13 protein-coding genes and 3 pseudogenes are annotated in these 15291 nt (G+C 59.8%); 4 read left to right on the top strand and 12 right to left on the bottom strand.

Annotated elements, in window-relative coordinates:
* Positions 1–110: 110 nt before the first annotated feature.
* From F0169_RS11015 to ptrR, 8 genes are all read right to left on the bottom strand, one after another.
* Positions 111–656 (bottom strand): DUF2058 domain-containing protein, encoded by a 546-nt coding sequence (locus F0169_RS11015; RefSeq protein ID WP_058412170.1) that lies wholly within the window; start codon positions 654–656, stop codon positions 111–113.
* A gap of 5 nt (positions 657–661) precedes the next feature.
* Entirely contained in the window at positions 662–1483 is an 822-nt protein-coding gene (mazG, locus tag F0169_RS11010) for a nucleoside triphosphate pyrophosphohydrolase (RefSeq protein WP_152746536.1), read from the bottom strand.
* Between the two features lie 72 nt (positions 1484–1555).
* A complete protein-coding gene (gene relA / locus F0169_RS11005) occupies positions 1556–3799 on the bottom strand; it encodes a GTP diphosphokinase (protein ID WP_058412172.1) in 2244 nt (747 codons plus the stop codon).
* A gap of 136 nt (positions 3800–3935) precedes the next feature.
* On the bottom strand, positions 3936–5291 hold the full coding sequence (rlmD, locus tag F0169_RS11000) for a 23S rRNA (uracil(1939)-C(5))-methyltransferase RlmD (RefSeq protein WP_152746535.1): 1356 nt from the start codon (positions 5289–5291) through the stop codon (positions 3936–3938).
* Positions 5291–6193, bottom strand: coding sequence for a cysteine synthase CysM (gene cysM / locus F0169_RS10995; protein WP_058412174.1), 903 nt, complete (start codon positions 6191–6193; stop codon positions 5291–5293). The genes rlmD and cysM overlap by 1 nt, the downstream gene beginning before the upstream one ends.
* 117 nt (positions 6194–6310) lie before the next feature.
* Entirely contained in the window at positions 6311–6901 is a 591-nt protein-coding gene (locus F0169_RS10990; protein ID WP_152746534.1) for a tRNA-uridine aminocarboxypropyltransferase, read from the bottom strand.
* A 185-nt stretch (positions 6902–7086) separates the two neighbouring features.
* A complete protein-coding gene (locus F0169_RS28050; RefSeq protein ID WP_256586059.1) occupies positions 7087–7209 on the bottom strand; it encodes a PA1414 family protein in 123 nt (40 codons plus the stop codon).
* 155 nt (positions 7210–7364) lie between these two features.
* The gene (gene ptrR / locus F0169_RS10985) at positions 7365–8258 is read right to left on the bottom strand and encodes a putrescine utilization regulator PtrR (protein WP_152746533.1); all 894 of its coding nucleotides are present in this window, start codon (positions 8256–8258) and stop codon (positions 7365–7367) included.
* 103 nt (positions 8259–8361) lie between these two features.
* On the opposite strand from ptrR, the pseudogene F0169_RS10980 reads away from it, so the two are divergent.
* Positions 8362–9477, top strand: a pseudogene (locus F0169_RS10980) (MFS transporter); the annotation flags it as partial.
* 10 nt (positions 9478–9487) lie between these two features.
* Here F0169_RS10980 and F0169_RS10975 read toward each other — a convergent pair.
* From F0169_RS10975 to F0169_RS10965, 3 genes and pseudogenes are all read right to left on the bottom strand, one after another.
* Positions 9488–10929 (bottom strand): annotated as a pseudogene (locus F0169_RS10975) (NCS1 family nucleobase:cation symporter-1).
* Between the two features lie 198 nt (positions 10930–11127).
* Positions 11128–11526 (bottom strand): DUF2177 family protein, encoded by a 399-nt coding sequence (locus F0169_RS10970; protein ID WP_152746531.1) that lies wholly within the window; start codon positions 11524–11526, stop codon positions 11128–11130.
* A 71-nt stretch (positions 11527–11597) separates the two neighbouring features.
* Entirely contained in the window at positions 11598–12434 is an 837-nt protein-coding gene (locus F0169_RS10965; protein ID WP_122249764.1) for a CvfB family protein, read from the bottom strand.
* Positions 12435–12653: 219 nt separating this feature from the next.
* Here F0169_RS10965 and F0169_RS10960 point away from each other — a divergent pair, with 219 nt between their 5' ends.
* From F0169_RS10960 to F0169_RS10950, 3 genes are all read left to right on the top strand, one after another.
* Positions 12654–12833: a hypothetical protein gene (locus tag F0169_RS10960; RefSeq protein WP_003193095.1), complete on the top strand. Its 180-nt coding sequence runs from the start codon at positions 12654–12656 to the stop codon at positions 12831–12833.
* A 206-nt stretch (positions 12834–13039) separates the two neighbouring features.
* On the top strand, positions 13040–13762 hold the full coding sequence (locus F0169_RS10955) for a TorF family putative porin (RefSeq protein ID WP_058412181.1): 723 nt from the start codon (positions 13040–13042) through the stop codon (positions 13760–13762).
* A 66-nt stretch (positions 13763–13828) separates the two neighbouring features.
* A complete protein-coding gene (locus F0169_RS10950; protein ID WP_058412182.1) occupies positions 13829–14698 on the top strand; it encodes a DUF6279 family lipoprotein in 870 nt (289 codons plus the stop codon).
* A gap of 165 nt (positions 14699–14863) precedes the next feature.
* Here F0169_RS10950 and F0169_RS10945 read toward each other — a convergent pair.
* Positions 14864–15252: pseudogene (locus F0169_RS10945) on the bottom strand (transcriptional regulator).
* Positions 15253–15291: the final 39 nt, after the last annotated feature.

The following is a 15291-nucleotide window of genomic DNA, read 5'->3' as shown; positions in this document are numbered from 1 at the left end:
GCCCGGTTGTGGCGAGCTTGTCGTACCGCTGAGGTTCGACAAGCGCCCAACCAGGGTCGCCTGCAAACAAAAACCCCGCCTGTTGAGCGGGGTTTGTTGTTTTTAACGCTTTACCACATCAGGTCATCCGGGATCTGGTAAGCGGCGTACGGATCATCCGCGTCCGGCACCTGGGTTTCGGTGAGGATATTCAGCTGGACGATACGCTCCGGCGCACGTTCCTGGATCTTCAGCGCCGCTTCACGCGGGATCACCTCGTAACTGCCGCCGTGGTGCACAATCGCCAGCGAGCCGTTGCTCAGCTTGTTGCGCATCAGCGTGTTGACCGACAGGCGCTTGACCTTCTTGTCGTCAACGAAGTTGTAGTAATCCTCGGTGGTCAGCTTGGGCAGCCGCGAGGTCTCGATCAGTTGCTTGACCTGAGCCGTGCGCGCCTTGGCCTCGGCTTTTTCCTGCTGCTGGCGGTTCAGTTCCTGGTCACGCTTGACCTTCTCGGCCTGCGCTTGCTGGGCCTGACGCGCCTGGGTGTCATCGGCCTCGACCTGGCCCTTGTGGACCAGGCGCTGCTGTTTCTGCTTCTCTTTGCCGACCTGCTTGGCCTGCTTTTGGTTGACCAGGCCTGCTTTGAGCAACTGGTCGCGAAGGGAAATGCTCATGGTGCTTACTCACTTAGTTCCTGGCGTTTGGCTTCGCCCCACAGGGCGTCCAACGTTTCGAGGGTGCAATCTTCTATGGGTTGATGCGTGTCGCGCAATGCCTGTTCGATAAATCGGAAACGTCGTTCGAATTTGGCGTTGGCGTCACGCAGCGCAGCTTCCGGGTCTACCTTGAGGTGGCGGGCCAGGTTGACCGCTGCAAACAGCAGGTCACCGACTTCATCGGCAATGGCCACCGCGTCGTTATCGGCCATGGCTTCAAGCACTTCATCGAGCTCTTCGCGCACGTTATCCACCACCGGCAACGCCGCTGGCCAATCGAAACCGACCTGGCTGGCGCGCTTTTGCAATTTGGCGGCACGCGACAGCGATGGCAAGGCCATGGGCACGTCGTCGAGCAGGGAAAGTTGCTGCGGTGCGGCGGATTTTTCGGCGCGCTCTTCGGCCTTGATTTGCTCCCAGCGCTGCTTGACCTGTTCTTCACTGAGTTGTGGAATATCCAGCGGCGCGTACAAATCGCCCGTCGGGAACACGTGCGGATGCCGGCGAATCAGTTTGCGCGTGATGCTGTCGATCACCCCGGCAAATTCGAAACGCCCTTCTTCGCGCGCCAACTGGCTGTAATACACCACCTGAAACAACAAATCGCCCAGCTCACCCTGCAGGTGATCAAAGTCGCCGCGCTCGATGGCATCGGCTACTTCGTAGGCTTCTTCCAGGGTGTGCGGCACGATGCTCGCGTAAGTTTGCTTGATGTCCCACGGGCAACCGTATTGCGGGTCGCGCAGGCGGCTCATCAGGTGCAGCAGGTCTTCAAGTGAATACATCAATCAATCTCTGCTCAATGTTTGGCAGCACCACTGTTCAAGTGTGGGAGTTCCCACACTTTCAGTCGGACTTCATGGCGTACGGTTGCGCCGCGTCTCGATGATGTTCGGCAACTGCGAAAGCCGCCCCAGCAGGCGCCCCAACGCGTCCAGCCCCGGAATCTCGATGGTCAAGGACATCGATGCAGTGTTGTCCTCTTTGTTCGAGCGGGTGTTCACCGCCAGCACGTTGATGCGCTCATTGAGCAGCACTTGCGACACGTCACGCAGCAAACCGGAACGGTCGTAGGCACGAATCACGATGTCCACCGGGTAGGTGAGCACCGGCACCGGGCCCCAACTGACCTGGATGATGCGCTCGGGCTCGCGCCCGCCGAGTTGCAGCACCGAGGCGCAGTCCTGGCGGTGAATACTCACGCCACGGCCCTGGGTGATGTAACCGACAATGGCGTCACCCGGCAATGGCTGGCAGCAGCCGGCCATTTGCGTCATCAAGTTGCCCACGCCCTGGATCTGAATGTCGCCGCGCTTGCCCGGTTTGTAGCCGGTGGCTTTGCGCGGGATCAGCTCCAGCTGTTCGCTGCCGCGCTCCGGCTCGACCAGCTGTTGCGCCAGGTTGACCAGTTGCGCCAAGCGCAGGTCGCCGGCGCCCAAGGCTGCGAACATGTCCTCGGCGATCTTCATGTTGGCTTTTTCGGCCAGCTTGTCGAAGTCCACTTGCGGCAGGCCCAAACGGCCCAGTTCGCGCTCAAGCAAGGTTTTACCGGCGGCGACGTTCTGGTCGCGCGCCTGCAATTTGAACCAATGCACGATCTTCGCACGTGCCCGCGACGTGGTGATGTAGCCCAGGTTCGGGTTCAGCCAGTCGCGGCTCGGCGTGCCGTGCTTGCTGGTGATGATCTCGACCTGCTCGCCGGTCTGCAGGCTGTAGTTGAGCGGCACGATGCGCCCGTTGATCTTGGCGCCCCGGCAGTTGTGACCGATTTCGGTGTGCACGCGGTAGGCAAAATCCAGCGGCGTAGAGCCTTTGGGCAAGTCGATGGCGTGGCCGTCGGGGGTGAAGATGTAAACCCGGTCGGGCTCGATGTCCACACGCAGTTGCTCGGCCAGGCCGCCGATGTCGCCGAGTTCTTCGTGCCATTCGAGCACTTGGCGCAGCCAGGAAATTTTCTCTTCGTACTGGTTGGAGCCGGCCTTGACGTCGGTGCCCTTGTAGCGCCAGTGCGCACAAACGCCCAGCTCTGCCTCTTCGTGCATGGCGTGGGTGCGGATCTGCACTTCGAGCACCTTGCCCTCGGGGCCGATGACCGCGGTGTGCAATGAGCGATAGCCGTTTTCCTTGGGGTTGGCGATGTAGTCGTCAAATTCCTTGGGAATGTGCCGCCACAAGGTGTGGACGATGCCCAACGCGGTGTAGCAATCGCGCATTTCCGGCACCAGCACGCGCACGGCACGCACGTCGTAGATCTGGCTGAAGGCCAAGCCCTTGCGCTGCATTTTGCGCCAGATGGAATAGATGTGCTTGGCGCGGCCGCTGATGTCGGCTTCGACGCCGGTGGCCTGCAACTCGGAACGCAACTGGCCCATCACGTCACTGATAAAGCGCTCGCGGTCGAGCCGCCGCTCGTGCAGCAGCGTGGCAATCTGTTTGTATTGATCGGGTTCGAGATAGCGGAAGGACAAGTCCTCCAGCTCCCACTTGATATGGCCAATGCCCAGGCGGTGTGCCAGCGGCGCGTAAATATCGAAAACCTCGCGGGCCACGCGGTTGCGCTTTTCGTCGTCGGCGGTCTTCACCGCGCGGATCGCGCAGGTACGCTCAGCCAGTTTGATCAGCGCGACACGCACGTCGTCGACCATCGCCACGAGCATTTTGCGCAGGTTTTCGACTTGGCCCTGCGTGCCCAGCACCATCGATTGGCGCGGGCTCAGGCTGGCACTGATGGCGGCCATGCGCAGCACGCCGTCGATCAGCTTGGCCACTACGGTGCCGAAACGCTGGCTGACCAGTGGCAACGCGATATGCCCTTCGCGCACGCCGCGATAGAGCACGGCGGCGATCAGCGAATCCTGGTCGAGCTTGAGATCGGCGAGGATTTCGGCGATTTCCAACCCGGTGCGAAAACTTGACGTGCCTTCGGCCCAGAGATTCTTGGCCGCATTATTTTGCTGCTCGGACTCACGAGCGAACTCGCAAGCGGCCTTCAAGGCTTCACGGTCCAGTGCCGGGTCGACACTGACGGCATGATCCAGCCATGCCTCGAGATTGATACTGCCGTCGGTGTTGATCGGCTGGTGTGCTCTCACCTGTACCATCTTGCTTACCTTCCCTACGACGCACCTTGAATGCGCCAAAAAACATCGCTGACCTGCTTTGCAACCTTAGGCTACGCACGTTCCCTGACAGGTCACAGCCCAGGAGACTACAGGCCAGTCGGATTAAACGGGCATCCTAGCCCGCTTCAAATAATGCCATGGCCTCGACGTGTGCCGTTTGCGGAAACATGTCGAGGATCCCTGCACGTTTTAGCCGGTAGCCTTGCTTGACCAACTCAACCGTGTCCCGCGCCAGCGTGGCCGGGTTGCAGGACACATACACCACGCGCTTGGCCCCAAGGGTCGCAAGCTTACGCACAACCTCCAGCGCACCATCACGCGGTGGGTCCAAGAGTACCGCAGAAAAGCCCTGTTTGGCCCACTGCGCGTCACTCAAAGGCTGAGACAAATCGGCCTGAAAAAACTCTACATTGTGATGCAAATTATTGCTGATGGCGTTGAGTGCGGCCCGATCCACCATGGTTTGCACACCTTCCACCGCCACCACTTCACGCGCCTGTTTGGCCAACGGCAGGGCAAAATTGCCCAGCCCGCAGAACAAGTCCAGCACCCGCTCATCAGGCTGCGGCGCAAGCCATTCCAGGGCCTGGGTGATCATTGCCGCGTTAACGGCGGCATTCACTTGTACAAAATCGCCCGGCCGATAGGCCAGTTCCAGGCCCCACTGTTCCAACCGATAACCCAACGCGGTATGCGCCTCGACCGGTTCCGGCTGGCCTTCGCCATGCAGCCACAATTGGGCTTCATGGAAGGCGCAGAATTCTTTGAGTATCAGCAGGTCGGCGTCCGACAATGGCGACATATGCCGCAACAACACCGCAATCGACGAACCGCTGAACAACTCCACATGCCCCAGCGCCTGAGGTTTGCTCAAGCGGCGCAGCATGTTCGGCAAACGCTGCATGATCGGTTGCAAGGCCTGTACCAGCACCGGGCAATCATCGATGGCGACGATGTCCTGGCTGGCCACCGCGCGAAAACCCACTTCCAGTTGCTTGGCCTTCGCGTCCCAACGCACGGCCACGCGGGCACGGCGACGGTAGGCAAATTCCGGCCCGCTTAAAGGTGCGGCCCACTCTTGCGGTTCGACACCGGCCACGCGGGACAGTTGCTCGGCGAGCATGCGCTGTTTCAGGGCGAGTTGTTCGTCTTGGGGCAGGTGCTGCACGCTGCAACCGCCGCAGCGGCCAAAGTGCGCGCACGGCGCCGGGCGGCGTAACTCACTGGCCTTGAACACACGCTCGGTGCGCGCTTCGACCACTTTGCCGTGGGCGCCCAATACCCGCGCTTCGACGTCTTCGCCGGCCAGCGCGCCGTTCACAAACCAGGTGCGGCCTTCAAAAAAAACAATGCCGCGCCCATCGTTGGCCAAACGTTCGATGCTCAGGCGTTGTTTTTTGCCCACCGGAATCTGTGGCGCCCGGCTGCCGCCGGTCGGCTGGAAACGCAGGCCTCTCTCGTGCTTGGCCATCAGTTGGGTTCGTCGAAAATGCCGGTCGACAGGTAACGGTCGCCACGGTCACAGATGATCCCGACGATCACCGCGTTTTCCAGTTCTTTAGACAAACGCAACATGCCGGCCACGGCACCACCGGCAGACACGCCGCAGAAGATGCCTTCTTCACGCGCCAATCGGCGGGTGGTGTCTTCGGCTTCACGCTGGGCCATGTCGATGATGCGGTCCACGCGCACGGCCTCGTAGATCTTCGGCAGGTACTCTTGCGGCCAACGGCGAATGCCGGGGATGGACGCGCCTTCCATCGGTTGCAGGCCGACAATCTGGATCGCCGGGTTCTGCTCCTTGAGGTAGCGAGAATTGCCCATGATGGTGCCGGTGGTGCCCATGGAGCTGACGAAATGAGTAATGCTGCCGTGGGTCTGACGCCAGATTTCGGGGCCGGTGGAGGTGTAATGCGCCTCGGGGTTGTCGCCGTTGGCGAACTGGTCGAGCACCTGGCCACGGCCTTCGGCGGCCATGCGCTCGGCGAGGTCGCGGGCGCCTTCCATGCCCTCTTCCTGGGTAACCAGCACCAACTCGGCGCCGTAGGCGGTCATCGCCGCCTTGCGCTCGGCGCTGCCGTTGTCGGGCATGATCAGCACCATTTTGTAACCCTTGATCGCCGCGGCCATGGCCAGGGCGATGCCGGTGTTACCCGAGGTGGCTTCGATCAGGGTGTCGCCGGGTTTGATCTGCCCGCGCAGCTCGGCGCGGGTGATCATCGACAGCGCAGGGCGGTCCTTGACGGAACCGGCCGGGTTGTTTCCCTCAAGCTTGAGCAGCAGGGTATTGCTGGTTTCACCCGCCATGCGTTGCAAGCGGACCAGGGGCGTGTTGCCGACGCAATCGGCGATTGTAGGGTACTGCAAGGTCATGGCGTATTCGCAATCCAGACTGCGGGGGCGAACATCATACCGGGAAAGGCTGGCAGGCCATATCACGCAAAGTGCGGTGCTTATGGCTTAAAGGAATAAGCAAGCTGAAAGCCCTTGTCAGCCGTGGTTTTTCTGGAACACCGCAGGTCCCATGGCTGCGATCTGGCCGTCGATCAGGGCATCGAAAGGTGCGAGCAACGGTTCGAAAGACACCGGCGCCTCCAGCACCTGCAACGCTTGTACGATCGCCTCCACCGTCGACAACGCCCCTGGCCCCGGCGCCTTGCGCAGCCGGTAGCGGGACGCCGCGCCTTCGGCCAGCGTGACGCAGGGCAAGGCAGCCAACAATGGGTTGAGGTGCAAGAGTTTGCGCGCCTTGCGCCACGTGCCGTCGGGCACCACCAGCAACAGCGGCTCGTCGCCGGGTGCATACGTTTGCAGCGGCAGCGCATCGTCAGACGGGAACAACAGCCGTACCTGATAGCCGGGTGGGTTCAATAAGGTCGGCAGGTCTTCGAACACCTCACCCACCACCAACTGCGCATTGTTCAACCCCAGCGCGGCAAGCCGCGCGGTATTCAGCGCATGGTTAACCTCGCTCGGGTGCTGCAAGAGCAACACGCGGGTGCGACTGTCGAGGTTGGGGATCAGCGGGCACAAACAATGGGTGACGGGCCTGAGGCAGCGGGAACATTGGGGTCTGGACATGAATTTCAGGAACACAACTATGAGAGCAGGCTTATGTGGAAGCCGGATGTGTGTGTGTGTGCGGGAGCCGTGCTTGCCGGCGATTCAGGCGCCTCGGCGCATCAGGCAGACCGAGGTAATGCTATCGCAGGCAAACCAGCTCCCACACAAGCCAGTGCCCACTCAACGCCTGCTTCGACCTGCGCTTACCTGCGACGCGGCCTGCGCTGCTCGTCATCCGTGCGAATCGGCACGGGTTGCAGCGGCGGCTCAATCAAGCCCAGTGCAACGCCGAGATCATGGAGCCAGTTTTGAATTTTGTCTTTCATGGTTGCCCCCTTTGAGGGTAGTGCGGGTCGGCGGTAGCTATGCAGCCTTACGAAATGTCGCCGCTTCGTACAGATAGTAGCTCTAAGTCCTACGCAATGCTTGAACGAAACCACAACGAACTATTACTGAATTGATTCAAATCCTGACGGATCGTTCAAGCCATCGCGCGCGCGTCCTGCAGCACATCGGCGTTGCCTTCACGCTGCAGGTCAATCCATGCATTGAGGTTAGCGCCGAGCATACCCTTTCGCCACATCAGCCAGGTGGTCGCAGTAGCAAAAGGCCCTGTCAGCGGATGAACGGACACGCCGTCCTTGCCTGGCAGGCTGTCGAGCATGGATTCGGACATCAACGCCACGCCGGAACCGGCAATCACACAGGCGAGCATGCCCTGATAAGACTCGATCTCAATCGCCCGGCCCATGGCCACATGCTCGTGCGAAAACCACGTCTCCAGCCGCGTGCGATAGGCGCAACTGCGGCGGAAAGTGAACACGGAGCGCCCGGCAACATCCTGAGGCCCAAGCACGGGTGGGTGATCCGCCTCGCAAATCAACACCAAGCGCTCTTCGCACAGCGGCACACCGTCCAAGGTGGCGATGGTCAGCGGGCCATCCACCAGCGCCGCATCCAGACGCCCGGTGATTAAACCTTCCAGCAGTTCACCACTGGGTGCCATTTGCACCTGCAAGTTCACCTTCGGATAAGCCTTGTGATAACGCGCCAGCAGCTTGGGCAAATGGATCGCGGCGGTGCTGTACATGCTACCCAACACAAAGTCGCCGGCCGGTTGCCCACCCTGCACCGCGCCGCAGGCTTCGTCATGCAATGCGAGCAAGCGGGCGCTGTAGTCGAGCAACACCTTGCCCGCAGGAGAAAGCTGCAAACGCTGGCGCTCACGCACGAACAACTCAACACCGAGTTGCGCCTCCATCTGCTTGAGGCGTGTCGACAGGTTCGACGGCACGCGATGCAGGCGCTCGGCCGCGCGCGTGATGGAGCCCTCTTGCGCCACGGCGTGGAAAATCCGCAATTGACTGAACTCCATACCTTTCTCCAAAACTGAACAAGTTGCTCACTATTATTCATTTTTACAGAAAGTCAAAGCGCTTTAGGCTGAAGGTCTTCGCTTGCAGACAGGAAACCTGAGCATGTCACCGCTTATTCGTTTACTCGCGAGTTTTATCGCGTTGATGATGGCCATGGGCATTGGCCGCTTCGCGCTCACCCCGCAAATGCCGCATTTGCTCAGCGAAGGGCAAATCGACCTGACCGGCGCCGGCTGATCGCCGCCGCCAATTACCTGGGCTATTTTGTGGGTGCCGTGGACTCGACCTTCGCGCGCAGCCACCAGCATGTGCGTGGCCGCCTGTACGGCGGGCTGTGGCTCTGCGTGCTGCTGACCCTGGCATCGTATTGGGCCGACGGGTTTTGGCCGCATCTGTTGCTGCGTTTTGGTACCGGTGTCGCCAGTGCGTGGGCATTGGTGATGATCACCAGTTTAAGCCAGCCGCTGGCGGTTGCCGCAGGGCGGCCGCGCTGGGGTGCATTGGTGTTTGCCGGGCCCGGTTGGGGATTGTGCTAACGGGGTTGCTGGCGCTGGGCTCGAATGTGCTGGGGCAAAACTCTGCAACGTTGTGGCTGGTGTATGGGGTGGTGGCGCTGGTCATGCTGCTGGCGACCCTGCCTTTCTTGCCGCAGCCGACCGTTAATAGCGCACCCGCCTCCAGCGTCGGCCACAATCAAAGCATTGCGCACCTGTACTGGGTTTATTTCCTGTACGGCTTGGGCTACATCATCCCGGCGACCTTCCTGTCACAGATGGCCGCTGCGCAGTTCAACGGCGCGTGGCAGGCGGATCTGTTCTGGCCATGCTTTGGCTTGGCGCGGCGCTTGGCGTGGTGGTGGTGAGCCTGCGCCGCAGCAATCCGCAGAGCACCCGTCGTTGGCTGATGACAACGTTATGGCTGCAAGCGGTCGGCGTATTCGCCTGCCTGCTGGGCAATGGCTGGGGCCTGGCGTTGGGCGTGTTGCTGTGCGGTGCGCCGTTTCTGGCGTGCATGATGCTGGTGATGCAACGCTTGCGAGATATAGCGCCGCACGGCTATCAGCGCAGCACGGGGTTGTTGACCGCAAGCTTCGCCATCGGCCAGTTGAGCGGCCCGCTGCTCGCCTCGGTGAGCAGCCATCTGAGCGGCGGCCTGCAACCGGCTTTGCTGGTTGCTGGCGCAGGCCTTTTGGTGGCGGGCGCGGTGTTATTGCGCCCTGCCGCAGCGGTCAGCCGACCACCAGCGGCGCGGCTACGCGAACCTGTTCTCGCGCGCCAGCAACAGAAAAAATAGCCCACCGAGGAAGCACCCGGTAAACCAGGCGAAGTTGGCCATGCCCTGCAACGCCGGCGTGAAGGTAATGGCCACGCCCACCAGCGTCGCTGGCACCAACGCTTTAACCGCCGTCCAGTTGACCCCGCCGTCGAAATAATAGCGGCCGTTGGGGCTGTCATCGAACAGCGCAGCCACATCGATCTGCTGCTTTTTGATCAGGTAGAAGTCCACCAGCAGGATGCCGAACAACGGCCCGATAAACGCGGCCAGCACATCGAGGGTGTAGTGGATCATCAGCGGGTTGTTAAACAGGTTCCACGGCGTGATAAAAATCGATGCTACCGCCGCGATCATGCCGCCCGCACGCCAGCTGACTTTGCTCGGCGCGACGTTGGCGAAGTCGAACGCCGGCGATACAAAATTGGCGACGATATTGATGCCGATGGTCGCTGTGACAAAGGCAAACGCGCCGAGCAATACGGCCACGCTGTTGTCGATGCGCGACACCGTGGCGATCGGGTCATGCAGCATTTCACCGAACACCGGCAACGTGCCCGAAACGATCACAACGGTGACCAGCGAGAACGCCAGAAAATTCACCGGCAGCCCCCAGAAGTTACCGCGTCGCACGTCTTGCATGCTGCGGCAGTAGCGGCTGAAATCACCGAAATTCAAGGTAGGGCCAGAGAAGTAAGACACCACCAGCGCCGTCGCTACAATCACCTGGCCAAAGGCCTGCCAGCCCGACAGCGATTTTTCCGACAGGGTAAAGCTGATATTCGCCCAGCCAGCCTTGAACACAATCCAGCCTGCCAGGGCAAACATCACGGCGTAGACCAGCGGGCCCGCCCAGTCGATAAAGCGGCGGATGGACTCCATACCGGCCCAGAACACCGCAGCCTGCACTGCCCACAAGCTGAGAAAGCCAAGCCAGCCCAAGTAGGATAATCCTGCGAAATGCGGCTCTGCGTACGCCGCCATTTGTGGGAAAAAGCGCAGCACCACGATGATCAAGGCACTCGACGCCAAGTAGGTCTGAATACCGTACCAAGCCACGGCGATCAGGCCACGGATCACCGCCGGAATATTCGCCCCGAACACACCGAATGCCAGCCGGCAAATCACCGGATAGGGCACGGCAGCCTGCTGGCTGGGTTTGGCGACCAGATTGGCGATCACCTGCACAATGCAAATGCCCGCGAGCAAGGCGATCAATACCTGCCAACTGGCCAGCCCGAGGGCGAACAGGCTGGCGGCGAACACATAGCCGCCGACGCTGTGCACGTCGCTCATCCAGAAGGCAAAAATGTTGTACCAGGTCCACTTTTGCGGCAGTGGGCCAAGGTCTTTGTTGTACAGGCGCGGGCTGTAGCCGTTGGGCAAGTGTTCGGTCATCGCGTGGCTCCTCGAAATACCGGCCTGCGCTCCCGTAACCGTGTGCATACGGGAGGCGGCTCAAGTTGTATACGAGAAAGTCAGCAGAATGCGTGCCAATAGAACACAATCCTTTTGCAACTGGGCTGCATAAGGGTCTAAAGAGGTTTAAAAGCTGAGGTTATGCTCGGCAACGGTGCACAGCAAACCTGTACACAATCACTTGCGCACCCGATATGCGCACAGGTAGCCGACCGTGCAGCACATGGCCGTCAGGAACGTGCCCCAGGCCATGTCCATGACCGCAAGGCCTGCGGACCAGCCTTGCAGCGTCGCCCAGTTGCTCAAGTCGTAAGTGCCATAGGCCACCAGGCCCAACAAAGCGCCCAAGCGTGCGGCACGTTGCCAGCTAGCACTTGGCAACACCACGAACACCACGCAGCCCGTCACATACAAAAGATAGAACAGCACGGCGGGCAACAGGCGCGGCTGATCAAGCATCAGCGAGCCCAGCAGGGACTTGTACGTCGGGCCCATCAGGACGCCCAGCCAAAGGCCGTCGAGCACCAGGAAGGCGAGCAACGTGCCGAGGTAAGCAAACAGTGTTTTTTGGGTCATTGACGCAAACCTCTGTAGAAGCGAGCCAGAACCGGGCGTTCTCCTCGCTTCTAACAGAGAGCAAACAGCACTTAGCTTAGTTCAATGCGATCCGCGTGAATCACAATCTGGCCTTGTTTGTAGAGCGCACCAATGGCCTTCTTGAAATTGCCCTTGCTGACGCCGAACAAGTTGCTGATCACTGCGGGGTCGCTTTTATCGCTGACCGGCAAGCTGCCGTTGTTTTCGCGCAACTTGGCGAGGATCTTCGAGTTGAGGCTGGAGGCCGCTTCCTGGCCAACGGGTTGCAGGCTCAGGCTGATGTTGCCATCGGCGCGGATCTCTTTAATAAAGCCTTTCTCTTCCTTGCCCGGGCGCAGGAACTTGAACACTTCGTTCTTGTGGATCAAGCCCCAGTGCTTGTTGTTGATGATCGCCTTGAAGCCCATGTCGGTGGCTTCGGCCACCAACAGGTCGACCTCCTGGCCCACCTGATAATTGGCAGGCGTCTTGTCCAGGTAGCGGTCGAGGCGCGCGGTGGCGGTGATGCGTTTGGTGTGCTTGTCGAGGTAGACGTGCACGACGCAGTATTCACCGGCAGTCATCTGACGTTTTTCTTCGGAATACGGCAGCAACAGATCCTTGGGCAAACCCCAGTCGAGGAATACACCAATGCTGTTGACTTCGACGACTTTCAGACTGGCGAATTCGCCGACTTGGACTTTCGGCGTTTCAGTCGTCGCGATCAGTTTGTCGTCGCTGTCCAGGTAAATGAAAACGTTGAGCCAGTCTTCATCTTCACTGGGGGTATCCTTTGGAATATACCGATTAGGCAAGAGGATTTCACCGTCTTGCGCACCGTCCAGGTACAAACCAAAGTGAGTGTGTTTAACCACTTGCAAGCTGTTGTAGCGCCCGATTAGAGCCATTTCAAATACCCTCATTGCGTGGGCGGCATTCTACCCGAGTTGTGCTCGACACGCCCGCGCGCCTGAAAATCTTAGGCCTGCGCGGCGGGCTGACGGGCAGTGCTCCGCTCGTCTGATACGCCCGCGCGGATTATTTTTGAAGGATATTTGCCAAGCAATTGTCAAGTATTTCCTGTACGATGCCTGGCCAAGTTAATTTTCTACAGGTTAGTGGCCGCCATGCGCGTAAAAGCATCCAACAGCAAAGCAAAGCCAGCTCCCGCCGTTGAAACCAGCGAGTCGATCAACAGCCAGATCGCTGCGTTTCTCAAGTCCGGCGGCGAAATCCAGCAAATTGCCAAGGGCGTGAGCGGCCAGACTTTCGGCCCGTCCAAGCAGATCAGCCTGGGTAAAAAGTAACACCCCGCACTGCAACTGGTCCCTAAGCGTCTTGCACTCAAGGCGCTAGGACTAGAGCCTGAAATCCCCCCTCTGCACTACCCGGTTTAAAGCTAATCGACGAACGGGACTCACCGCCTGGTATTCGCCGGTATGCTTGCACACGTCTAGCACGGGCATTGCCCGATTTTCCCGGTCACTGCTCCTCGCTTTTCATGGAGTGAAGCATGCTTAAGCCCTGCTTTTTTCTGATAACTGCCCTAGCGGCAAGCCCCCTGGCCGAAGCGCAGGTTTTTCAGCGTGAATTGGGCGATTTCGACCTGAAATTGGGCACCACGCCAAGCCGTAGCATGGCCCAAGGCTTGGTTAAACCGACCAGCCCCGGCAGCGACTCCTTCCACGGCGGCCTGGACCTTAGCCACGGCAGCGGCCTGTACATCGGCCAATTCTCACCGAACATGGGGCTTTCATCGGCCGACAACATTGAAGTCGACTCCTACATGGGCTTCAAACGCCCCTTCGACCAGACTTTGGGCTACGAAGTGGGCTTGATCCACTACAGTTATCCCAAGCTCAGCCCGCTCGACAGCCAGGAGTTCTATGGCGGCCTGAACTTGCTGGGCAACCGTTTTGGCGTGTCTTTCAGCAACGACCCGGACCGTCAGGACAGCACATTGTTTGCCGACCTCAGCGGCACGCAGCCCTTCGGTATCGGCGTCAGCATGAAATACACCACGCATCAGTTGGGCACCCCGGCCGCCGTGGAAGGTGGCTCTATCAGCAGTTTCAGCGATTGGTCGGTACAGTTCTCGCGCGCGTGGAAGGGCATTGACCTGGACCTGATCTACAGCGGCTCCAGCCTCAGCGGCGGCGATTGCTCAGCCTACTCCGGACACAATTCGCAATGCGATGGCCTGTTGACCTTGAAGGCTGTGCGGTCGTTTTATTGATGGGCTGAACTGTCGCGCCGTGCGTGGGTTCACATGCATTAACCCACTCTGCGCAAGGACTCGCCCATGCTGCGTCGGCTCAAACTTCTGCTGGTACTCATGACCTTGAGCCTGGTGCTCGCCGGCTGCAATCGCGTGGGTCTGGCCTACCGCAATCTGGATGTGATTATTCCCTGGACCCTCAACGACTACCTGGACATGAATGCCGGACAGAAGAGCTGGTTCAACGAAAAACTCAAGGAGCACCTGGCCTGGCATTGCACCACGCAACTGCCGGGCTACCTGGACTGGCTCGACCGCCTGCAACAGATGGTCGACAACAACCAGGTCACTGACGCCGCCCTGCAAGCCCGCACCGTCGAAGCCAAACAGGCGATTGCCGACGTCGCGCGGGAAATTACGCCCTCGGCTACTCAACTGCTGCAAGGCCTGGATGATCAGCAGGTTAAAGAAATGAATGAAGCCTTGGCCAAAGACCTGCGCAAGCGCCAGGACGAATACCTCAAGCCGCCCCTCGCCCAACAGATCAAGGAACGCGCCGAGCGTATGAGCAAGCGCCTGGATGCGTGGATAGGCCCGCTGAGTGCCAGCCAACAGAACCGGGTCACCGCGTGGTCCATCGCCTTGGGTGACCAGAACACCGCGTGGATTGGCAACCGCGCGCACTGGCAGGCGCAGTTTATCGCCGCTGTGCAGCAACGCCAGAGCGCCGACTTCGCGCAAAAAATCGAGCAATTACTGGTTGACCGCGAAAGCCTCTGGACACCGGACTACCGCGCTGCGTACGCCCAAACGGAAACGGCGGCACGCGGTCTGATCGTCGACCTGATGGCCGAGAGCACTGCGCAGCAACGCTTGAAACTGACGCAGAAGATTGACAGCGTGCGCAGCGACTTCAAGGCCCTGAAATGCCTCAAGGCCGCCAACAATAGCTGATTTTTTAGGAGCGCATTGGTGGGAGCGGGCTTGCTCGCGAGTGCAGTGGGTCAGTTGACATTTACTTACCTGACACACCGCAATCGCGAGCAAGCCCGCTCCCACATTTTGACTGTGTTCTGCTGGTGAGATTGAGTCGGCTTTTCCCGCTTTTGATTGGCAAAATCAGGCAATCGCAGCCTTCGACGCCACTTGATCAAACGTCGCCGGTTCCAGTGCATCGGCCTGCTCATCCAGCACCTGACGCGGGTGGTCGTTACCGGGAATCGAACTGTCAATCAGCGACAGCAATTGCGACCGCGCGGGGTCAGGATGAAGTTTTCACCGTTGCCGCCCTCTTCTTCCGGCCGCGACTCGATAAACCCGCGCTTGAGCAGCAGAGACTCATAATCGGCAGCGGTCTTTTTCAGTGTGTCCAGGTTACCGATGGATTCGCCCGCCGTGGCTTTCTCCGCGGCTTCCTGTTCAGCATATTTGCGCGGGGCAAAGCTGCCCTCGCCGTTCTGCACTTCATGCAGCAACCGTTCGATCAAATCCCAGTTGTAAGTCGTCATCCTGATTCCTCCTGTGGGCCGATGGAAAAATAGCCCCTC

This window comes from Pseudomonas kitaguniensis (genome assembly GCF_009296165.1).
GTDB classification, from domain to species: domain Bacteria; phylum Pseudomonadota; class Gammaproteobacteria; order Pseudomonadales; family Pseudomonadaceae; genus Aquipseudomonas; species Aquipseudomonas kitaguniensis.
Note: the sequence above shows the minus strand (reverse complement) of the source record. Positions and strands in the feature narration are given on the sequence as shown.